The sequence below is a fragment of the Rhizobium sp. OAE497 genome (genome assembly GCF_040546565.1).
Taxonomy (GTDB): Bacteria; Pseudomonadota; Alphaproteobacteria; order Rhizobiales; family Rhizobiaceae; genus Rhizobium.
The window spans coordinates 599,688-619,002 of the sequence record NZ_JBEPOA010000002.1 but is presented as its reverse complement, the minus strand read 5'-3'; the positions used below and the strand labels follow the sequence as shown (position 1 = coordinate 619,002).

The 19,315-nt window shown below is 62.4% G+C and carries 20 protein-coding genes; 9 read left to right on the top strand and 11 right to left on the bottom strand.

The window, feature by feature from the left end; genetic code table 11:
• The first annotated feature begins 29 nt into the window (after positions 1-29).
• Positions 30-296: a hypothetical protein gene (locus tag ABIE40_RS22435; RefSeq protein WP_354541114.1), complete on the top strand. Its 267-nt coding sequence runs from the start codon at positions 30-32 to the stop codon at positions 294-296.
• Positions 190-1,392 (top strand): APC family permease, encoded by a 1,203-nt coding sequence (locus ABIE40_RS22430; protein WP_354541149.1) that lies wholly within the window; start codon positions 190-192, stop codon positions 1,390-1,392. The genes ABIE40_RS22435 and ABIE40_RS22430 overlap by 107 nt, the downstream gene beginning before the upstream one ends.
• Here the strand turns inward: ABIE40_RS22430 and ABIE40_RS22425 are convergent.
• The 4 genes from ABIE40_RS22425 to ABIE40_RS22410 are packed head-to-tail and all read right to left on the bottom strand — an operon-like array spanning position 1,389 to position 5,448.
• Positions 1,389-2,231, bottom strand: a complete 843-nt coding sequence (locus ABIE40_RS22425; protein ID WP_112715059.1) for an ABC transporter permease — start codon at positions 2,229-2,231, stop codon at positions 1,389-1,391. The genes ABIE40_RS22430 and ABIE40_RS22425 overlap by 4 nt on opposite strands.
• A 3-nt stretch (positions 2,232-2,234) precedes the next feature.
• A complete protein-coding gene (locus ABIE40_RS22420) occupies positions 2,235-3,116 on the bottom strand; it encodes an ABC transporter permease (protein WP_199625816.1) in 882 nt (293 codons plus the stop codon).
• Positions 3,113-4,219: an ABC transporter ATP-binding protein gene (locus tag ABIE40_RS22415; protein WP_199625815.1), complete on the bottom strand. Its 1,107-nt coding sequence runs from the start codon at positions 4,217-4,219 to the stop codon at positions 3,113-3,115. Before ABIE40_RS22415 ends, ABIE40_RS22420 begins: the two co-directional genes overlap by 4 nt.
• Before the next feature lie 53 nt (positions 4,220-4,272).
• Positions 4,273-5,448 carry an extracellular solute-binding protein gene (locus ABIE40_RS22410; RefSeq protein ID WP_112715053.1) on the bottom strand — a complete coding sequence of 392 codons (1,176 nt, stop codon included), beginning with the start codon at positions 5,446-5,448 and terminating at the stop codon, positions 4,273-4,275.
• 211 nt (positions 5,449-5,659) lie between these two features.
• On the opposite strand from ABIE40_RS22410, the gene ABIE40_RS22405 reads away from it, so the two are divergent.
• Both ABIE40_RS22405 and uxuA read left to right on the top strand, forming a co-directional pair.
• Positions 5,660-6,382, top strand: coding sequence for a GntR family transcriptional regulator (locus ABIE40_RS22405; protein ID WP_112715051.1), 723 nt, complete (start codon positions 5,660-5,662; stop codon positions 6,380-6,382).
• A gap of 51 nt (positions 6,383-6,433) precedes the next feature.
• Positions 6,434-7,621, top strand: coding sequence for a mannonate dehydratase (gene uxuA, locus ABIE40_RS22400; RefSeq protein WP_199625814.1), 1,188 nt, complete (start codon positions 6,434-6,436; stop codon positions 7,619-7,621).
• 55 nt (positions 7,622-7,676) lie between these two features.
• Here uxuA and ABIE40_RS22395 read toward each other — a convergent pair whose 3' ends face one another.
• From ABIE40_RS22395 to ABIE40_RS22380, 4 genes are all read right to left on the bottom strand, one after another.
• Positions 7,677-8,591: a c-type cytochrome gene (locus tag ABIE40_RS22395; RefSeq protein WP_199625813.1), complete on the bottom strand. Its 915-nt coding sequence runs from the start codon at positions 8,589-8,591 to the stop codon at positions 7,677-7,679.
• Positions 8,592-8,703: 112 nt separating this feature from the next.
• On the bottom strand, positions 8,704-9,144 hold the full coding sequence (locus tag ABIE40_RS22390; RefSeq protein ID WP_112715045.1) for a c-type cytochrome: 441 nt from the start codon (positions 9,142-9,144) through the stop codon (positions 8,704-8,706).
• 237 nt (positions 9,145-9,381) lie between these two features.
• A complete protein-coding gene (locus ABIE40_RS22385) occupies positions 9,382-10,092 on the bottom strand; it encodes a DNA helicase (protein ID WP_199625812.1) in 711 nt (236 codons plus the stop codon).
• 145 nt (positions 10,093-10,237) lie between these two features.
• The gene (locus ABIE40_RS22380) at positions 10,238-10,897 is read right to left on the bottom strand and encodes a LysE family translocator (protein WP_199625811.1); all 660 of its coding nucleotides are present in this window, start codon (positions 10,895-10,897) and stop codon (positions 10,238-10,240) included.
• A gap of 129 nt (positions 10,898-11,026) precedes the next feature.
• Here ABIE40_RS22380 and ABIE40_RS22375 point away from each other — a divergent pair, with 129 nt between their 5' ends.
• The 3 genes from ABIE40_RS22375 to ABIE40_RS22365 all read left to right on the top strand — a co-directional run bounded on the left by ABIE40_RS22375 (position 11,027) and on the right by ABIE40_RS22365 (position 13,759).
• On the top strand, positions 11,027-11,716 hold the full coding sequence (locus ABIE40_RS22375; RefSeq protein WP_112715039.1) for a helix-turn-helix transcriptional regulator: 690 nt from the start codon (positions 11,027-11,029) through the stop codon (positions 11,714-11,716).
• 62 nt (positions 11,717-11,778) lie between these two features.
• Positions 11,779-12,423, top strand: coding sequence for a ThuA domain-containing protein (locus ABIE40_RS22370; RefSeq protein WP_199625810.1), 645 nt, complete (start codon positions 11,779-11,781; stop codon positions 12,421-12,423).
• A gap of 541 nt (positions 12,424-12,964) precedes the next feature.
• The gene (locus ABIE40_RS22365; protein WP_199625809.1) at positions 12,965-13,759 is read left to right on the top strand and encodes a DUF1828 domain-containing protein; all 795 of its coding nucleotides are present in this window, start codon (positions 12,965-12,967) and stop codon (positions 13,757-13,759) included.
• 43 nt (positions 13,760-13,802) lie between these two features.
• Here the strand turns inward: ABIE40_RS22365 and ABIE40_RS22360 are convergent, their stop codons facing one another.
• Positions 13,803-14,582: an SDR family NAD(P)-dependent oxidoreductase gene (locus ABIE40_RS22360; protein WP_199625808.1), complete on the bottom strand. Its 780-nt coding sequence runs from the start codon at positions 14,580-14,582 to the stop codon at positions 13,803-13,805.
• Positions 14,583-14,735: 153 nt separating this feature from the next.
• Here ABIE40_RS22360 and ABIE40_RS22355 point away from each other — a divergent pair, with 153 nt between their 5' ends.
• Positions 14,736-15,644 carry an AraC family transcriptional regulator gene (locus ABIE40_RS22355; RefSeq protein ID WP_199625807.1) on the top strand — a complete coding sequence of 303 codons (909 nt, stop codon included), beginning with the start codon at positions 14,736-14,738 and terminating at the stop codon, positions 15,642-15,644.
• 51 nt (positions 15,645-15,695) lie between these two features.
• On the opposite strand, the gene ABIE40_RS22350 is transcribed toward ABIE40_RS22355, so the two are convergent.
• On the bottom strand, positions 15,696-16,187 hold the full coding sequence (locus tag ABIE40_RS22350; RefSeq protein ID WP_112715031.1) for a histidine kinase: 492 nt from the start codon (positions 16,185-16,187) through the stop codon (positions 15,696-15,698).
• A gap of 129 nt (positions 16,188-16,316) precedes the next feature.
• Complete coding sequence (locus ABIE40_RS22345; protein WP_199625806.1) at positions 16,317-18,170, bottom strand: ABC transporter ATP-binding protein; 1,854 nt, start codon at positions 18,168-18,170, stop codon at positions 16,317-16,319.
• Positions 18,171-18,452: 282 nt separating this feature from the next.
• Here ABIE40_RS22345 and ABIE40_RS22340 point away from each other — a divergent pair, with 282 nt between their 5' ends.
• Positions 18,453-19,313, top strand: a complete 861-nt coding sequence (locus tag ABIE40_RS22340; RefSeq protein WP_130280757.1) for an aldo/keto reductase family oxidoreductase — start codon at positions 18,453-18,455, stop codon at positions 19,311-19,313.
• The last annotated feature ends 2 nt before the right edge of the window (positions 19,314-19,315 follow it).

The following is a 19,315-nucleotide window of genomic DNA, read 5'->3' as shown; positions in this document are numbered from 1 at the left end:
CTGAGCGGCTGACATTCAAGGAGGCGTTGATGAGCGGTGTGCCGTTGGAAACCTTGCCAGAGCAGCCGGAGCTGAAGCGGGTGATGGGGCCGGGACTGCTGCTCCTGTTCATCGTCGGCGACATCCTCGGCACCGGCATATACGCGCTGACCGGACAGGTCGCGGCCGAAGTCGGCGGCGGTCGTCTGGCTGCCCTTCCTGATCGCCTTCGTCGTCGCGCTGCTGACGGCGCTCAGCTATCTCGAGCTGGTCACCAAATATCCGCGTGCGGCCGGTGCGGCGCTCTATACGCATAAGGCTTTCGGCATCCACTTCCTGACTTTCCTGATCGCCTTCGCCGTCATGTCCTCGGGCATCACCTCGGCGTCGACGGCATCGCGCGCTTTCGCCGCCAATTTCTCGGAAGCCTTCGGTTTCGATTTCGGCGATTACGGCGTGACCTTCATCGCCGTTGCCTTCATCGCCCTGGTCGCCGCCGTCAATTTCCGCGGGGTCGGCGAGAGCGTGAAGCTTAACGTGCTCCTGACCGTAGTCGAACTGACGGGACTGCTGATCATCATCGGCATCGGCTTCTGGGCGATTGCCGGCGGCGAAGGCGATGTGTCGCGCGCCTGGACCTTCCAGCCGAGCAGCGAGCACGGCGTCTTCTGGTCGGTGATCGCGGCAACGACGCTCGCCTTCTTTGCGATGGTCGGCTTCGAGGATTCGGTCAACATGGCCGAGGAGTGCAAGCAGCCAAGCAGGATCTTTCCTAAGGTGCTATTGGGTGGCCTCTTCATCACCGGCGTCATCTATGTGCTGGTCGCCATTTCGGCGATCACGCTGGTGCCGGCCGCCGAACTCGGCGAAGGCGAGACCCCGCTTCTGAAGGTCGTGCAGGCAGGAGCGCCGAATTTCCCGATCGGCGTCTTCGGCATCATCACCATGTTTGCGGTCGCCAATTCGGCATTGATCAATATGATGATGGCGAGCCGGCTGATCTACGGCATGAGCCGCGAGCAGGTGCTGCCCGAAGTGCTCGGCAAGGTGCATGCCGGCCGCAAGACGCCCTACATCGCGATCGGCTTCACGTCGCTGCTCGCCGTCGGGCTGATCCTGTTTGCCGGCGGCGTGCCCGCGCTCGGCGGCACGACGGCGTTGCTGCTGCTCGGCGTTTTCGCCGTCGTCAACATCGCCGTCCTCGTGCTGCGGAAGGACAAGGTCGATCACCCGCATTTCCGCACGCCGACCATCGTGCCGATCCTGGGCGCCGCCACCTGCCTGTTCCTGGTCGGCCCGTGGACCGGGCGCGACCCCGTTCAGTATGCCATTGCCGCGGTCCTGATCGGCATCGGCGTCGTCCTCTGGTTCGCGACCATCGGCTTCATGCGAAGCGCGAACCAGAGTGCTTAGTGCGAAGACTGCTGCTTGGCGCGGGCAACGATCTGCGTCGGGTTGACGAACTGCAGCGCGATGATGAGCCAGAAGAGCGTCGTGATCATGTAGATCACCGCCATGGCGTCGATCGACTGCGCGGCGCGCACACCTGAAGCGAAGACCGCGTAGTAGAGCGAGACGACAAGCGTCTGCGTCGTCGGCCCGGCGATCAGGAAGGTCAGCTCGAACATGGCGATCGTGCGCACCAGCACCAAGAGCAGTGCGGCCAGCATGCCGGGCAGAAGCAGCGGCAGTAGAATGCGGATAAACAGGCTCGTCGTTCCCGCCCCGAAGACGCGGGCCGCCGCCTCGATACGCGGATCGATCTGCTCGATGAACGGAATCATGACCAGCACGACGAAGGGGAAGGACGGCACGAGATTGATCAGCACCACGCCCCAGAACGTACCGCCGAGACCAAGCTGATAGAGCACGGTGGCAAGCGGAATGCCGTAAGTCAGTGGCGGAATGAGGAGCGGCAGCAGGAAAAGCAGCACGATCAGCTTCTTGCCCGCAAAATCCCGCCGCGCCAGCGCGTAAGCAGTCATCACGCCGAGGATCCCCGAGATCAGCGTCACGGTGAACACGATCTCGAAGGTAACGAGCACGACACTCGACAGCTGGAACTCCTTCCAGGCGCTGAAATACCAGCGCGTCGTCCAGCCGGCCGGCAGCCAGGTGCCGAGCCAGCGCGTCGAGAAGGAATTGATGATGACGACGGCGATGACGGCAAGCAGGTTGAGGATGAAGAGCGCGGCAACGGCCCAGACGGCAAAGCGCCAGATTTTCGATGTCAGTCCCTGATCACGGATCATGGCTCAGCCTTTCGTGCCGCCGGCAGGGCCGCGATAGAAGAAGGAACGGCAGCCGAGGATCGCCACCACGACGACGAGTTCGACGGCTCCCATGATGAGCGCGATCGCCGAACCCAGTGAATGATCATATTGCTCGAAGGCCGCCTGATAGGCCGCGATCGAGATGACGCGCGTCGGCCCCGCCGGCGCGCCAAGCAGCACGGCGGAGGGGAAGACCGCGAAGGCCTGCACGAAGGCAAGGCAGAAGGTGACGGCAAGGCCGGGCACCAGAAGCGGCAGGAAGACCCGGAAGAAGCGCTGGCGCGGGCTGGCGCCGAGCGTCGCCGCTGCCTGCTCGATCGCCGGATCGATGCCGGTGATATAGGAGAGCGTCAGCAGGAAGGCGAAGGGAAAGCCGGTGATCAGCAGCGAGGCGAAGACGCCCCAGTAGTTGTTGGTCAGCTTCATCGGAGAATCGAGAAGGCCGAGGACCAGCAGCGTCTGGTTGAACCAGCCGCGCGGCCCGAGGAACGTCAGGAGACCATCAGCGACGAAGACGGTACCGAGCGTGATCGGCAGCACAAGGATCGTTGTCAGCAGCCGCTGGCGGCGCATGAGGCGCACGCGGAAGGCAATCGGCACGGCGAGCGCCAGGTTGACGATGGTCACCGGCAGCGCCAGCCACATGGTCGCGCCGATGGTGTTGTACTGGAAGGGATCGCTGAAGAACTTGACGTAATTCGCATACCACGCCCCACCATCCTTCGGCGTCAGCGAATCCACGACGCCATAAAGGAAGGGATAGACGAACAGCGCGATCATGAAGATCAGGCCCGGCAGGACCAGCAAGGTCGTGCCGTCGAGGCCGCGGGCGGCAAGCCGGGTGCGGAGCGACGGCCCGCTCATGCGGGAGTTCCCTTGAAGAGCAGCGCCCGTCCGGCGACCGGCTGCAGCCTCGTCTCGGCGCCGCGCGCCAGCGGGTCATCGGCGCGGAAATAGAGGTCCGACCCATCCTTGGCCTTGGCCATGCCGAAGAAGGCGCGGCCGCGATATTCCATGCTCGCAACCGTCGCCGGGATCCCATCTGCGGTGCCCGTCGCGACCAGATCTTCCGGGCGAACAGAGAGGACAGCGCTTTCGCCGACCTGCAGCGGCGTGCGCATCGTGCCCGTCAACCGCGCGCCGGCAGCCTCGATCATTGCTTCGTCACCGGAGACCGAAACGACCTTGCCGGGAATGCGGGTGCGGAAGCCCATAAAGTCGGCGACGTCGAGATTGACCGGCCGCTGATAGAGATCCTGCGGCGTACCGATCTGTTCGATATGGCCCTGGCTCATGACGACGATGCGGTCGGCAAGCGACAGCGCCTCGTCCTGGTCGTGGGTGACGTAAATCGTGGTCGAGCCGATCTGGTCGTGGATGCCGCGGATTTCGGCGCGCATCTCGAGACGCAGCTTGGCATCGAGGTTCGACAGCGGCTCGTCCATGAGGACGATCGGCGGGCGGATGACGACGGCGCGCGCAATCGCGACGCGCTGCTGCTGGCCACCGGAGAGCTGACCGGGCAGTTTTTCCGCCTGGCTTTCCAGTCGCACCAGCGCCAGCGCGTCATTGATCCGCTTGTCCGCCTCCAGTCCCTTGATGCCCTGCATCGCAAGGCCGAAGCCGACATTCTTGCGCACGCTCATATGCGGAAAAAGCGCATAGCTCTGGAACACCATGCCGAAGCCGCGCTTTTCAGGCTCCAGCTGGTCGATCCGGTTGCCGCCGAGACGGATTTCGCCGCCGGAAAGGCCGAGCAATCCGGCAATACAGTTCAGTGCCGTCGACTTGCCGCAGCCAGACGGGCCGAGCAATGCGATGAACTCACCGGGCTCGATGGCGAGATCGATACCGTCGAGCGCGTTATAGGCGCCGAACGAGCGGCGGATGCCGTCGAGTTCGAGGCGGGCATTGTTGCGCGAAGACGGCGCAGCGTTCTGGACTGGCGCGTTCAATCCAAGCTCCATATGTCAAAAGCAATGAGGGGCGCCGGCTCAACCGGCCGGCGCAGTTTTTGAGATCAGCCCTTCTTGGCGCCGATCTTTTCGTCCCAGATGCGGAAGGCTTCGACGAGCTGCTTCGGCTCGAGCGGCGTTTCCAGCGGGTTGTTGGCGATCCAGTCGGCATATTCAGGACGGCCGAATTCCTTGATCACGTCCTGGCTTTCCTGCGGCGCCATGTCGATCGTCACGTCCTTGACGGCCGGACCCGGATAGAAATAGCCGGCGTCATAAGCGATCGCCTGCTGCTTCGGCTGCAGGATGTAATTCAGAACATCCATCAGCACCGCGACCTTCTCGTCGGAAACGCCCTTCGGAATGACGGCGTAGTGAGCATCGGTGACCCAGTGGAAGCCATCGAGCTTCTGCACCTTGGCTTCAGCCGGAACGATGCCGAGCGCACGCGGGTTGATATCCCAGCCGGTGGTCGTCGCGACGATGTCACGCGTGCCTTCGCCGAGCTCCTTGAAGACGACGGCGGTGCCGGTCGGGTAATACTCGATATTCTCGCCGAGAGCGGCCAGATATTCCCAGGTCTTCGACCAGCCCTTTGCCGGATCGCGCGGATCGCTGTCGCCGAGCAGATAGGGAAGGCCCATGAGCAGCGTGCGGCCGGGGCCGGAATTGGCCGGGCGGGCATAGAGGAACTTGTTCTTGTTCTGCTTTGTCCAGTCGAGCAGTTCCTGCGCCGTCTTCGGCGGGGTCGCGACCTTGTCGGGCATATATTCGATCAGCGGGCCGGACGGATAATAGGTGACGACGACGCCCTGATCCTTGGCGAGGCCCTGCATCTTGAAAGCCTGCGGCTGCAGGATGCTTTCGAGGTTCGGCAGTTCGGATTTGTGGGCGCCGAGATCGATCCAGAGGCCCTGGTCGACACCGGCCGACAGCGCGTCGGTGCCGGTCAGAACCAGATCGATATCGACCTTGCCGGCGGCCTGCTGAGCCTTGATCTTGCCCGGCAGTTCCGGTGCCGGCGCCTTGGTGAAGGCAAAACTCGATACCCAGTCGGCCTTCTCGGCAGCATAGGCTTCGAACATGCCCTGGGTCAGCGCCAGGTTACCGGCGACGTCGGCGATGGTGATGGTCACCGGGCTTGCCGGCTTCTTCGCCTGCGCAAACAGACGGTTCGGCAGCATGCCGGCAACCGCGACGCCCGCCGCGGTGCTGACGAATGTTCTGCGTGTGATGTTCATGACGGTCTCTCCTCCTCTTGTGCTGTTGTCGGCGAATGAACCCGGACAACCAGCTCTCCCGTGATCTGCCAGGCGAGATCAAAGCGCCGGCTCAACCACCGAAAAGCGGTTGAAAGCCTTGCAAAGCGACCGCTCCTCTTCGGCAAGCCTTGGCAATGGATGAGGATTGATATACTAGTATGCACAACAGAGTCAACGTGCAGGAAATAGCATGCGGCAGGCATCCGGTTCCGAAGCGATCGACTTTCCGCCTATGACGGAAAGACCGGCGAAGCTGCGCCGCGTGACGACTGCCGATGCCATTTTCAACCAGCTCTATGCGGATATCGTCTCGCTGCGCATGCCGCCGGGAATGCCGCTGCAAGAGAAGAAGATCGCCGAGGAATTCGGCGTCAGCCGCACGCCGGTGCGCGAGGCCCTGCTGCGGCTCGCCGAAGGCGGCCTCGTCGATATCTACCCGCAATCGGCGACCGTCGTTTCCCGCGTGCCGGTTTCCGCCATCCCTGAAGCGGTCGTGGTGCGCAAGGCGCTGGAGACGACAACCGTCGAGGCTGCAACCCGAGGCGCGACACCGGCCGATATCCAGCGGCTCGACATGATCATCAGCCGGCAGAAATCGCTGGCCTCGCTCGGCGACACCTCGGGTTTCCACGAGGAAGACGAAGCCTTTCATGAGGCGATCACCCGGATTGCCGGCTATCCCGGCATCTGGACGATCCTGAAGACGGTAAAGGTGCAGATCGACCGCGCCCGCCGCCTGACGCTGCCGGCGCTTGGGCGCATGGACAATGTCGTGCGCGAGCATATCGTCATCCGCGACGCGATTGCCGGTCATGACGTGGAGGCCGCCCGCGAGGCGATGCTGCATCACCTCAGCGCCGTCATCCCCGACGTGGCGGAGCTGCGCACCCGCTATCCCGATTATTTCTGCTGATCCCGGCAGAGCAACGAAACAAGAAACAGAAGACAGACGAGGAGGAAACCGATGCGGCAAGGATGGAGATGGTTTGGGCCTGAAGCCCCGGTGACACTGGACGAGGTGCGCCAAACCGGCGCGACGAATATCGTCTCCTCGCTGCATCAGGTGCCGATCGGCCGCGCCTGGACGGAAAAGGAAGTCGCCGAGCGCAAATCGATGATCGAGACGACGCCGGCAGGGCGCTCTCCGCTCGTCTGGTCGGTCGTCGAAAGCATCCCGATCCCCGATGCCGTCAAGCGCAAGGGCGGCAAGGCCAAGGCCGAGATCGAAGCCTGGATCGCCAGCATGGAAGCGGTCGCAGCCTGCGATATCCCGATCATCTGCTACAATTTCATGCCGGTCGTCGACTGGACCCGCACGGAGCTCGACTACATCACGCCGACAGGCGCGACCGCCATGCGCTTCGATCACGAGCGTTTCGCCGCCTTCGATCTCTTCGTGCTGCAACGCCAGAGCGCCGGCAACGATTATTCCGAAGAGGACCAGAAGCGCGCCCGCGAGGTCTTCGACGAGATGAGCGAGGAGGAAGTCGCCGAGATCACCCGCATCATCACCTCGGCCCTGCCTGGATCGACCACCGAGCCGCTGACAATCCCCGGTTTCCGCGAGGTCCTCTCTGCCTATGCCGGCATCGATGCCGCGAAGCTGCGCCAGCACCTGATCGAGTTCCTGCAGGCCGTCACCCCGGCCGCCGAAGCCCGCGGCGTCAAGCTGACGCTGCATCCCGATGATCCGCCGCGCTCGCTCTTCGGCCTGCCGCGCATCGCTTCCAGCGCCGAGGATTACGCCGCTCTCTTCGACGCCGTGCCCTCACCGGCAAACGGCATGTGCTACTGCACCGGCAGCCTCGGCGTGCGCGCCGAAAACGACATGCCTGAAATCGCCCGCCGCTTTGCCTCGCGGATCTATTTCGCCCACCTGCGCGCCACCAAGCGCGAAGGCGACGGCCGCTCCTTCCACGAGAGCGCCCATCTCGAGGGCGATGTCGACATGGTCGCCGTGCTCAAGGAACTCGTCGCCGAAGACAATAAGCGCGGCGCCAGCGACCAGATCGTCTTCCGCTCCGACCACGGCCACCGCATGCTCGACGACCTCAACAAGACGGTGACGCCCGGTTATCCGGCGATCGGCCGCATGCGCGGTCTCGCAGAGCTTAGAGGCATTCTCTACGCCCTGGGCTCAATCCCGTCGTAAAACAGAAAAGGCGGCATCTCGGATGCCGCCTTCTTTATTTGATAATAGAGAAGCATCACCGCTTCGGCACCGCCTTTAGATAGGCGGCGATTGCCTCGATATCGCTCTTCGGCAGGTGGGCGATGTTTTGCTGGACTTCGGTCATCGAGCCGCCGGCCGAGTCGAAATCCGGGGTGAAGCCGGTTTCGAGGTAGTTGGCGATATCGGCTTCGCTCCAGTTGCCGACATCCTGGCCGCCGGGGGTGATGTTGGGGATGCGTCCCTCGCCTTCCGGGTTCGGCGCGCCTGCGAGCCACATGTCGGGCTTGAAGCCGCCCAGCGCATCGCGCGGGGTGTGGCATTCGCCGCAATGGCCGGGGCCTTCGACCAGATACTGGCCGCGCTTCAGCTTGTCGTCGGCGTTCGCCAGCACGACGCGCGGCTGGTCGTTGAAATAGAGGAACTTCCAGCCGCCAAGCGCCAGTCGGATATTATAGGGGAACGGCAGTTCGTGCGGCGGGGCGACATTCGTGCTCTTCGGCAGCGTCTTGATGTAGCCGAAGAGGTCGTTGACGTCCTTGTCGCTGAGGCGCGCATAGGAGCCGTAGGGGAAGGACGGGTAGAGATGCTGGCCCTGCGGGCCGACGCCGCGCTTCATGGCATTGCCGAATTGCGCCAGCGTCCAGGTGCCGATACCGGCGGTCTCGTCGGGCGAGATATTCGGGACATGGAAGGTGCCGAAGGGGCTCTTCAGCGCCAGACCGCCCGAGAGCGTCAGCTTGGCATCGCCTTCAGAACCGGGCGCGGCGTGACAGCTGACGCAGCCGCCCGCCCAGAACACCATCTCGCCATTCTTCACATCGGGCGCGCCGAGATCGGCCCAATGGCTTTCGGGCAGCGGATTGGGCGCGGTGACGAAATAGAACGCCGCGCCGCCGATGATGACGACGCCGATCAGACAGAGCACGAAGCGGATGAACCTGCGGACCATCGGCCGCTACCCCCATGTTTTTTACCGGATATCCCGGCTGAACATAAACCGGTCCGCACCCGCGGCAAGGCAGGGGCGGACCGAAAGCTTTGAGGATGGGGAAGACCTACCGCTATTCCTTGATGCGGTAGGCCTGATGACAGCCGCCGCAATTGGCGCCGAGCGTCTTCAGCGCACCGCCGACACCGGCCTGATCTGCCGGAAGCTGGGCAAGAATGGTGTCTGCGTCAGCGCTCAGCTTGTCTGCCCGCGCCTTGAAGTCCGCCATGTTTTCCCAGATCTTCGGGCTGGCTTCCTTGTCGCCCTGCTCGGTACCCGGCTTGAACTGGTCCGGGAAGGCCTTGGCGGTTTCCGAAATGGTGGTGAGCGCAGCCTTGACGGCCTCGGCATCGTAGGGCTTCTCGCCCTTGGCGATCGCCGTCATGGCCCCGACCGAACCGCCGATCTTCTTCATCATGGCTTCACGCGCTTCATGCGTGCCGTCCTGTGCGAAGACCGCCGTGGCCGCCATTCCGGCAACCATGACAGCTGCCGCTATCGCTTTGAATTTCATAGTGTCGACTCCTCTTGGATACCGAGGGCTTAGAATCCCGGCGCCTCTTATTCGCGGCCGCATGATGGCAAATTTATGCGGGCCGCGAAGTAACAAGTGGGTGATATGACAGGGATTTCAAATTGGTAGGGAGCTAGCGAAATTGCGCGCCGTCGCGCCCGGAGCCCCCTCATCCGGCTGCCGCCACCTTCTCCCCGAGGGAAGAAGGGGCCTGAAGGTTTCAGGCGCAAAGTTTCCTTATGCCGCCCGGAACTCGATCGCCCCGTTGTTCACGAAGCAGGTCTTGTCGAACAGGCCGAGGTCCAGCGGGTTCGGCAGCCTGACGTCGCCGATATCAGGGCAAGGCTTCAGTGCCGGATCATAGGACCGGTCGATCTGCGAGATAAAGACGATGACGATGCCCCTTTCCCGCGCGAAGGCTTTCAGGGCGCGGACCTGGGTCATCAGATCAGGATTGTCGCGCTTCTGGTCGAGGATCTGCAGATAATCAATCACGGCGAGCGTGCCGCGCGGCGCGGATGCAAGGCGGGCAGCGATATAATCGGCGCTGATCGCATCGGATGTATCGAACTCGAACAGGTCCCGGAAACGCTCGAAATCCGCGCCGATCGCGGCGAAGCGATCGAGAACGTCCCGGCCGGTATATTCGAGCGTGAAGAAAGCACTGCGATTGCCGGATTTCATCGCCTCGACGGCGAGCTCCAGGCTCATCAGCGTCTTGCCATGGCCCGGACGTGCGCCGAGCAGCACGAGATCGCCGGGGTCAAGACGCGCGAAAAGCGCGCTGCCGGGCAGGACTTCGGTCATCCTGGCGGAGAGCAGGCTCCAGCCGCCGAAGCCTTCACCGGCGGCGATCCGGTCAAGCGCTTCGTGAAGCGGGATCTTCTCTTTGCAGGAAAGCAGTCTTGCCTTGCGTTTCAGGCGATAGACAGGTGCAGACAGTTTCATCAAAACCTCCTGATGCGAGCAAATGCTGCATTCCCTCCTTATGCGTCATGCCCGAACAGTGGGTTCGATAGTCAGATGCCCTGCATGATCGATACTTTCCCTTTGGAGGGGGGAGGCACGGGCGGCGCCAGAATCAGATGATAGCTCAATTGCCGCCCGCCGAGAATGACACTTCCGTCTGCCATCCATGCCAGGCCGTCAGCACCGCAACCAAGATCAGCAGCGCACCGGCGACACGTCCGATCAGGATCGTCGCGGCGGGGTTGGCGATCAGCAGCGTGCGGCTGCGGTCGGCGGTGAAGGCGACGGCGCCGTAGATGGCGAACTGGGTGGCGAGTGTCATGGCCCCCATGATGACGCCTTGCATCCAGATCGGGCCATAAACGGGCTTCAGGAATTGCGGATAGACCGCCAGCATGAAGAGATAGGCCTTCGGATTGATCAGGCAGGTGATGGCGCCCTGTCGGAAAGCGCGCCAGTCGGTGCGCACGGCGCCGTCGCCGACGGTTTCCACCCGGATCGAAGAACGGATCAGCGTGAAGCCGATCCAGACCATGTAAGCGGCGCCGATGAAGAGCAGCGGCGCAAAGAGCGAGGGCAGCAGGCTGGCGAGAATGCCGACACCGATCGCGCCATAGAGCGAATGAACCGCCCCGCCCGCCATGATGCCCGCCGTTGCCGCCATGCCGCGGCCCCTGCCCCCGGTCAGCGCATTGGCGAGAACGAAGAGCATATCCATGCCGGGAACGATGATGATGCCGAAGAGAAGGGTGAAGTAGAGCCAGAGGTTTTCGCTGTAGGTCATGTCAGTTGCCCATTCGATATCAGGCGGCGCATTCCTGTTCTCCACCTGTGATTTCAATCCGATAGGCAGGTGCTATACGCGTGGGCAACTGACAGTGTATTGTCAGGAGCGTTTCAACGGGCGGGCAAAATGCGCAAGGCATCGCGGCTTTTCGAGATCATCCAGATTCTCCGGCTTTCGAAGAAGCCGATGACGGCGCAGGCGATGGCCGACCGTCTGGAAGTGACGGTGCGCTCGATCTACCGCGATATCGCCGCGCTACAGGCGATGCGCGTGCCAATCGAGGGCGGGCGCGGCATCGGCTATATCATGCGGCCCGGCTTCGACCTGCCGCCGCTGATGTTCTCGATCGAGGAGACCGAGGCGATCGTGCTGTCGCTGGCGCTGCTCGAGCGGACCGGCGACGAGGAGCTGAAGCAGGCGGCACGGCGCGTGAACCAGAAGATCGCCGGCGCGGTCCCGGCGCCGCTGCGCCAGGCGATGGAAAGCAAGGCGCTCTACGCCTGGGGCACGGTGGCGCCGCCGCCCGCAAGCTTCGATCTCGGGCTGGCGCGCCGGGCGATCCGCGACGAGCAGAAACTGGTGCTCGACTATCGCGACGAGCTTGGCCGCGCCACCGAGCGCGTCATCCGGCCGATCGCGCTGATCTACTATTCGCACTATGCCAATCTGGTCGGCTGGTGCGAGCTGCGCCAGGCGATCCGCAATTTCCGCAGCGACCGCATCGCCCATTGCGAGGCCGGCGACGCCTTCTTCCGCGGCGATGGCGACAGGCTGCGCGCCGACTGGATGAGCGGCTGGGCCAATCCTCCGGCCTGACATCAGGCAATCTTCGCCCTATGTTGCGGTTATCCCCGAGGAATCAGCATGGGAGTGGAGGAATGCGCAAGGCAATCGTCGTCTGGGGCGGATGGAAGGGCCACGAGCCGGAGGAATGCGCCGCAATTGTCGGCGACATGTTGCGCCGGGAGGGCTTTTCGACCGAAGTGACCGGCGATCTCGGTATCTTCGGCTCGCCTGACGTTGCCAGAGCCGACCTGCTGGTGCCGATCATCACCGGCGAGAAGCTGGAAAAGGCACATGCCGATGCGCTGGTCGAGGCGGTGCGCGGCGGGCTGGGGCTCGGCGGCCCGCATGGGGCGCTGGCGACCTCCTTCAAGGAAAGCGCGCCGTTCCGCTACGTCTCCGGCGTCACCTGGGTCTCGCATCCCGGCAACATCATCGACTTCCGCGTCAACATCACCAGGCAGAGCGATCCGCTTGTCTCCGGAATTCCGGATTTCGATTACCGCTCGGAGCAATATTACCTGCATTACGACCCGACCGTCGAAGTGCTGGCGACGACGACCTTTTCCGGCGAACACGACGAGGCGGCCCGCAATGTCGTGATGCCAGTCGTCTTCAAGCGCCATTTCGGCAGCGGCAGGGTGTTCTACTCCGCACTCGGCCATGTGGCGGCCGAATACGAGCATCCGCATATGCGTGAAATCCTGCGCCGCGGCCTCTTGTGGGCAGCGCGCGACTGAGCTGCAAATCCGATCTATGCAAGTTTTTGGACGTGAGCTAGTATGAGACCATATTCCTAGCCCGGGTGTAATGAATGCGTGTCAGGCATTTGGTAAGGCAGGCAAAAACTATTACGAGCGATACTACATGGCGGGATGATCCGCTTCCGCCACGACATTCTGGTATCTATCCTAAGACACGACCCCCAAAGCCAAATTGGAAATGGCGAAGCGCACAAGCGCACTGTGGCAATGACGAGTACATTCTCCTCTGCGAAGTTAACGAGGAGACAGACAATTGGCGCGCATGGCTGATACTCAAACTGAATGATCAAGGATCTATCGTTGCGCGATACGAATATCATGGAAGCCATCCAGGCATTCATGTTCACGCAGACTGTATCCGCGGTGGGATCGAAACCGGCCCATCGAGTATTAATGTCACCTTACGAATTCCGGCTGTAAACTCGGATCGGATGAGGCCGCCGCCAAGCCGTCGAGATCTGTTCTGGGATATCGCGAGGACATATTTCAGAATGGATTACGCAGTAGGATCGCTAATATGACCGACATCAGCGCCGTTGAAAGCTCGCTCCATCGCTCCTTCAGCGATGCCGTTTCAGTGCGCGCGGTTCCCGTTGGCCTCGCAGTGAACTCCCCCTTCTTCGATGAAAGCGGAGACCATATTTCGTTTTATGTCCGAGATGTGGAGGACGGTGTCATACTTGAGGACGGCGGCGATTTCTTGCCTCATCTTGTGGCATCGGGCATCGACATCGAAGTTGGCCAACGCCGCCAACTGCTTGATGGAATACTTTCGGAATCTGGCGCCTACTGGGATAAAGAGACTTTTGAGATACGCTCGCACCCGATTTCAAACGAGAAAATTGGGCCAGCAAGTGTACGCTTTCTGTCTGCGTTGCTGCGTGTCAGAACCTTGGAATCGCTAACCAAAGAGACAATTCGGTCTACGTTCAAGGACGATGCAACATCCGCAATCGAGAGTTCGCTTTCCGATTTTTTCAGTATTCAGGAGCGCGCCGCGTTGAGCAATGACCTAGCGGAATTTCCCGCTGACATTGTCCTGACGCCGAGAGCCGCCGGAATGCGAAAGATCGGTCTCTTTCTCGTAAACAGCTCAACTCAGCTTCTGGAGGCAGAGCTCCTTCATACCGAGATTGAAAGACATAGCCATTATAGCAATTTGAGAGCGGTCGCTTTAATCGAGGATATGAAGAAGCTGCAGATTGTCGGTGAGCGCCGCTATCAAAGGGCCATAAATCGTGGCCTGGAGGCACGTTTCTTCCGAGGTGACGAGATGCAGGCCGTTTCAAGCCTCAAGAAGCTTGCCGCCTAACGATCTAGGCGGCGCGCGGCTGAGCTGCCGCGCGCCTTCCGTTTCAGAGGTTGGCGCCGCCGGAGACTTCGATGCGCTGGCCGTTGACCCAGCGGTTTTCGGCCGAGAGCAGCGAGGCGATCATCGGGCCAAGGTCTTCTGCTAGGCCCGGGCGGCCGAGCGCCGTCTGGTCGGAGACCATCTTGTTGTAGACGGGGTTGTCGCGCACGATGCCGCCGCTGAAATCGGTCTGGACGGCGCCAGGCGCCACCGTGTTGGCGGTGATGCCGCGCGGGCCGAGCTCCTTGGCCAGATAGCGGGTGAATACCTCGATCGCGCCCTTCACCGAGGCATAGGCGGAAATGCCGGGAACGGTGAAGCGGGCAAGGCCGCTGGAGATATTGATGATGCGGCCGCCGTCGTTGATCAGCGGCAGAAGCTTCTGCGTCAGGAAATAAACGCCCTTGAAGTGGACGTTGACGAGCTCGTCGAAAGCCTCTTCCGTCGTCTCTGATATCGGCGCGTGATAGCTGTTGCCGGCATTGTTGACGAGGTAGTCGAAGCGATCGGCGCCAAGCGCCCGCAGCGCCTCTTTCACCTTGCCGACGAAGGCGTCGAAATCGGCGATACGACCGGTATCGAGCTGGATGGCGACGGCCTTTGCGCCATGCGCCTCAATGGTTGCGACGGCGGCTTCGGCTTCTGCTTGATTTGCGCGGTAGGTGAAGATCACGTCGACGCCGCGGCTTGCCAGCGCCTCGACCGTGTTGCGGCCGATGCCGCGGCTGCCGCCGGTGACGATTGCGATCTTATGCTTTGAATTCACTTGGTTTTCGCTGGACATCCTGGCATTCCCTTGTTGGAGTGGATGCCTAGACGGTAGGCCCGCGGCCGTCTTTTGTTGATGCCGGAACTCTCGAATTTCTTGCCTATTCCTCCAACCTCCTTGCGGGATGGCGCGCAGCGGCGCATAGCTTGCTGCAAGGAGTTCCAGGCCATGCTGACACCATTGAGACACGCCATCCTCGACTATATCGACAGGCTCGCCGGCGATGCCGAAGGGCGCTTCGAGACGCCCGTGAAGGCCCTCTCCGTCTCGCGCGTCAGCCAGCCGGTCATGCCCCGCCACATGATCTACCGGCCGACGATCTGCATCGTGGTGCAGGGCGCCAAGCAGATCATGGTCGGCGACCGGGTGTTCGATTATCGCGAGATGCAGTCGCTGGTCGTCACCTTCGAGGTGCCGGCGCTCGGGCAAATCACCGAGGCCAGCAAGGAGGCGCCCTATATCGGCCTCAACATCGATTTCGATGTGGCGATCCTGCGTGAGGTGATGGAAGCGATGGAAGAGCCGCCGCGCCCAGCGGGCGAAGGGGCGGCCGGCGTCTTCGTGCAGGATTTCGACGGGGTGCTGGCCGATTGCGTGCTGCGGCTGGTGAAGCTGACGGAAACGCCGAAGGCGATCCCGGTTCTCTATCCCGCGATCATGCGCGAGATCTGCTACTGGCTGCTGACCGGGCCGAACGGCCGCGAGGTCTGCAAGCTGGCGCTGCCCGGCAGCCATGCGCGGCGGATGACCGACGCGATCAACCTGCTGCGCGACAATTTCACCGCACCCATGCGCATCGAGCAGCTGGCAGCGGCAGCGCGCATGAGCCCCTCCTCCTTCCACCAGCATTTCAAGGACATGACGGCGATGACGCCGCTGCAATATCAGAAGAACCTGCGGCTGCTCGAGGCACGGCGGCTGATGGTGGCGGATGGCGCGAGCGTCGCAAGCGCCGCCTATCAGGTGGGCTATGAAAGCACTTCACAGTTCAGCCGCGAATATTCCCGTACCTTCGGCACGCCGCCGAAACGCGATGTGACGGAAATCAAGGCAATGCCGTTCCAGGCGGTTGCCTGAAACCGCCTGGAATTGGCAGATGCTCCGGCAACGAAGCATCTGCCTTGTTGGTTATTCGGCAGCCTTCAGCGAGGAAATGATGCCCTGCAGCTCGGCGCCGTGGGCTTCCTGCGTGCCCTGCGAGCCCCAATAGGTGATGACCAGCAGCTTGCCGGCCTTCGGCGAGAGCAGCGAGAGGCCGACATTGACGTCGCCGTCGTCGTCCTTGCCGGTCCAGTCGAAATTGGTCATGTCCATGCCGTTGATCTGCTCGTCAGACTTCTTCTGCGTCGAGCCGTCGATCTTCACGCCGTTCTTCTGGAGGAAGGCGATGGCGTCGTCGATGACCTTGTCGGTGGTCTTCTCGTCGGCAACATCGATCGACAGGTAGATGGCGGAATCTTCGGAGGTCGCCTGGATGCCGGTATCGGTTTCCTCAGGGTTCCAGCTGTCGGGAATGGCGATTTCGGCGATCGGCGCGTCGCCCGGGAATTGCAGCGTCTTAGCCTGAGCGATACCGGGCAGCAGCGCGGCGATGACGGCGCCTGCAAGCAAGAATTTCATAGTATGGTGTCCTCTATGGGAGTTGGGGGGCAACAAGCCATAGCGCAGCTCAGTTAATGGAAATCAGGATGTTTCGCATCGCGATGCCGGTTTCGCGCCATCTGCCCAAAAATGGTCCAGCGGCATCTCTCAATCCAGATCCTCCGGGATGAAACCGCCGGTCTGGCGGCGCCAGAGGCGGGCGAAGAGACCGTCGCGTTCGGCGAGCTCAACGGGCGCGCCCTCCTCGATGATCCGGCCCTGATCGAGCACCACGATCCGGTCCATGCTGGCAATGGTCGAGAGGCGGTGGGCAATGGCGATCACCGTCTTGCCCTGCATCACCAGATTGAGCCGCTCCTGGATCGCCGCCTCGGATTCGCTGTCGAGTGCCGAGGTCGCCTCGTCGAGCACAAGGATCGGCGCATTCTTCAGGAGCACGCGGGCGATCGCGACGCGCTGGCGCTGTCCCCCGGACAGCCTGATGCCGCGGTCGCCGACAAAGGCTTCGTAGCCCTTGCGACCGTCGCTATCGGCAAGGTCGGCGATAAAGGCATCGGCCTTGGCCATACGCGCCGCTTCCTCGATCTCGGCCTGCTCTGCCTCCGGGCGGCCATAGCGGATATTGTCGCCGACCGAGCGGTGCAGCAGGGCGACATCCTGGGCGATGACGCCGATATTGCGGCGGAGACTCATCTGCGTTACCGCGCGGATATCCTGACCGTCGATCAGGATGCGGCCATCGGGGATATCGTAGAAGCGCAGCAGCAGATTTGCGAGTGTCGTCTTGCCGGCACCCGACAGACCGACAAGACCAAGCTTCTCCCCGGGCCGGACCGTCAGCGAGAGCCCATCGATCACTGAAGGTCCCGATTTGTAGGCGAAGCTGACATTCTCGATACGGATTTCGCCACGCCCGACCTTCAGCTCCGCGGCATCCGGCCGGTCGATGATATCAGGCGGCGTCGTCATGACGGGCATGGCATCCTTGATCGTGCCGACCGCCCGGAAGATCTGCTCGCCCATCTGCAGGAAGGTGTAGGTGTGGCCGGAGAGCCGCTGCAGGATATAAACGGCGGCGGCAAACTGGCCGATGCTGATGAAGCCCCTGACGAGACCAGAAAAGCCGATCGCCAGCACCGTCAGCCAGAGCGCCATGTTGAGCGCGACGACGATCAGCTCCGAGGTGCGGTAGATCCGCTGTTCCTCGTGCTGGATGCGCACCGACTTGCCGATGATGCGGCGGATGGCGCCGGCCTCGCTGTCTTCGGCGGCAAACTGCTTGATCATCTGCATGTTGGTGTAGAGATCGGTGATGGCGCCGGCGACGATGCTGCGCTGTTTGGCTGAGCGGCGCGAGCGCTCGGCAAAGACCGGCGCCATGCGGATGGCGAGCAGCACGTTGAGCGCGATCCAGATGACGACGGGCAGCGCCATCTGCCAGGAGAGCGTCAACAGGAGAATGACGGAGCCGGCCAGCTGCAGCAGGAAGCGCGGGACGGTCTGGAAGGCGGCGATGATCTGCTGCTGCACGGCGGAGGCGACCTGCGACAGGCGCGACGCCACCTGCCCGGCGTAGAGATCGTGAAAGAAGGCCAGATCCTGCCGCTCCACCGCCTTGTGCCCCTGCCACTGTATGGCAGCGGGCATGCCGATGCCGAGCGTGTGCGACGTGAAAGTATTGACCAGGAACGAGGCGACCGGCATCGCCGGAAAGATCAGCAGGCCGAGGAAGGTCAATAGCAGCCGCTCGTCTTCCAGAAAGGCCACGGCACCCTTCTGCGTGACGCCATCGACGATGACGGACAGCCCCCAGACGACCGACAGGTTGATCGCCTCCATGGCCATCGAGGCGCCGGCCAGCGAAAACAGCACGCCGCGGAACATTGCGATGAAATGCAGCAGAACCGTCACCGGCCCCTTGGCGGGCAGCGGCCTGTAGGGAATGTCGAGCGGCCTTATAAGGCGTTCGAAGGGACGGTAGATCGTATCTGAAATCGACATGGCTCGCTCGTGTGAGGGATCGAGATAGGACGAGAAACTCAGTTACGTGGGGGCGCATAGGAGCATCGATCGGCTGCAATCTCAATTAGAAAATACACGGCGGAGAGGGCGATATGGGCTGAAAGCCGCACCTGAAGACAGCTTTTGATTGTCTTTTCAGACTCTCCGTCACCGCGGCCGACGCGATTGTCCGGTTATTCGTACAGCCCGTGCGGATTGTCGCCGCTTATGCCGGGAACCAAACCGGCCTACTTCTCGTCTATCCCGAAACGGAGGCAGACCATGTCCAATCTCGCAAAAGCAGGAACATTCACGCTCGGCAGCCGCACGGTGAACCGGCTCGGCTACGGCGCCATGCAGCTCGCAGGCAAGGGCGTCTTCGGTCCGCCGAAGGACCGCGCCGAGGCGGTCGCGGTGTTGCGCGAAGCCGTCGAAAGCGGCGTCAACCATATCGACACCAGCGATTTCTACGGGCCGCACGTCACCAATCAGATCATCAAGGAAGCGCTGCATCCCTACAGAGACGATCTGGTGATCGTCACCAAGATCGGCGCCAAGCGCGGGCCGGATGCCTCGTGGAACCCGGCCTTTTCGAAGGAAGAGCTGACCCTGGCGGTGCATGACAATCTGCGCAATCTCGGCCTCGATGCGATCGAGGTGGTCAATCTGCGCGCCATGTTCGATGTGCACGGACCGGCCGAGGGATCGCTGGAAGAGCCGCTGACGGTGCTCGCCGATCTTCAGCGCCAGGGGCTGATCAAGCATATCGGCCTCTCCAACGTCACCGCCAAACAGGTGGCTGATGGGCGCAAGATCACCGAGATCGTCTGCGTCCAGAACCAGTATAATCTCGCCCATCGCGGCGATGATACGCTGGTCGATGCGCTGGCGGCGGCCGGCACCGCCTATGTGCCGTTCTTCCCGCTCGGCGGCTTCTCGCCGCTGCAGTCGACAACGCTTTCGGACGTCGCCGCGCGCCTCGGCGCCACGCCGCTGCAGGTGGCGCTCGCCTGGCTGTTGCAGAGAGCGCCGAATATCCTGCTGATCCCCGGCACATCGTCGCGGGCGCATCTGCGCGAAAATCTCGCGGTGGCGGATATTGCCCTGCCCCCGGAGGCGCTGACCGCGCTCGAGGCAATCTGAAC

Excerpts from the sequence above, each read along its gene's own strand:
- ABIE40_RS22435 (WP_354541114.1), top strand. The coding sequence starts at position 30 with ATGAGCGGTGTGCCGTTGGAAACCTTGCCAGAGCAGCCGGAGCTGAAG.
- ABIE40_RS22425 (WP_112715059.1), bottom strand. The coding sequence starts at position 2,231 with ATGATCCGTGATCAGGGACTGACATCGAAAATCTGGCGCTTTGCCGTC.
- ABIE40_RS22420 (WP_199625816.1), bottom strand. The coding sequence starts at position 3,116 with ATGAGCGGGCCGTCGCTCCGCACCCGGCTTGCCGCCCGCGGCCTCGAC.
- ABIE40_RS22415 (WP_199625815.1), bottom strand. The coding sequence starts at position 4,219 with ATGGAGCTTGGATTGAACGCGCCAGTCCAGAACGCTGCGCCGTCTTCG.
- ABIE40_RS22410 (WP_112715053.1), bottom strand. The coding sequence starts at position 5,448 with ATGAACATCACACGCAGAACATTCGTCAGCACCGCGGCGGGCGTCGCG.
- ABIE40_RS22405 (WP_112715051.1), top strand. The coding sequence starts at position 5,660 with ATGCGGCAGGCATCCGGTTCCGAAGCGATCGACTTTCCGCCTATGACG.
- uxuA (WP_199625814.1), top strand. The coding sequence starts at position 6,434 with ATGCGGCAAGGATGGAGATGGTTTGGGCCTGAAGCCCCGGTGACACTG.
- ABIE40_RS22395 (WP_199625813.1), bottom strand. The coding sequence starts at position 8,591 with ATGGTCCGCAGGTTCATCCGCTTCGTGCTCTGTCTGATCGGCGTCGTC.
- ABIE40_RS22390 (WP_112715045.1), bottom strand. The coding sequence starts at position 9,144 with ATGAAATTCAAAGCGATAGCGGCAGCTGTCATGGTTGCCGGAATGGCG.
- ABIE40_RS22385 (WP_199625812.1), bottom strand. The coding sequence starts at position 10,092 with ATGAAACTGTCTGCACCTGTCTATCGCCTGAAACGCAAGGCAAGACTG.
- ABIE40_RS22380 (WP_199625811.1), bottom strand. The coding sequence starts at position 10,897 with ATGACCTACAGCGAAAACCTCTGGCTCTACTTCACCCTTCTCTTCGGC.
- ABIE40_RS22375 (WP_112715039.1), top strand. The coding sequence starts at position 11,027 with ATGCGCAAGGCATCGCGGCTTTTCGAGATCATCCAGATTCTCCGGCTT.
- ABIE40_RS22370 (WP_199625810.1), top strand. The coding sequence starts at position 11,779 with ATGCGCAAGGCAATCGTCGTCTGGGGCGGATGGAAGGGCCACGAGCCG.
- ABIE40_RS22365 (WP_199625809.1), top strand. The coding sequence starts at position 12,965 with ATGACCGACATCAGCGCCGTTGAAAGCTCGCTCCATCGCTCCTTCAGC.
- ABIE40_RS22360 (WP_199625808.1), bottom strand. The coding sequence starts at position 14,582 with ATGTCCAGCGAAAACCAAGTGAATTCAAAGCATAAGATCGCAATCGTC.
- ABIE40_RS22355 (WP_199625807.1), top strand. The coding sequence starts at position 14,736 with ATGCTGACACCATTGAGACACGCCATCCTCGACTATATCGACAGGCTC.
- ABIE40_RS22350 (WP_112715031.1), bottom strand. The coding sequence starts at position 16,187 with ATGAAATTCTTGCTTGCAGGCGCCGTCATCGCCGCGCTGCTGCCCGGT.
- ABIE40_RS22345 (WP_199625806.1), bottom strand. The coding sequence starts at position 18,170 with ATGTCGATTTCAGATACGATCTACCGTCCCTTCGAACGCCTTATAAGG.
- ABIE40_RS22340 (WP_130280757.1), top strand. The coding sequence starts at position 18,453 with ATGTCCAATCTCGCAAAAGCAGGAACATTCACGCTCGGCAGCCGCACG.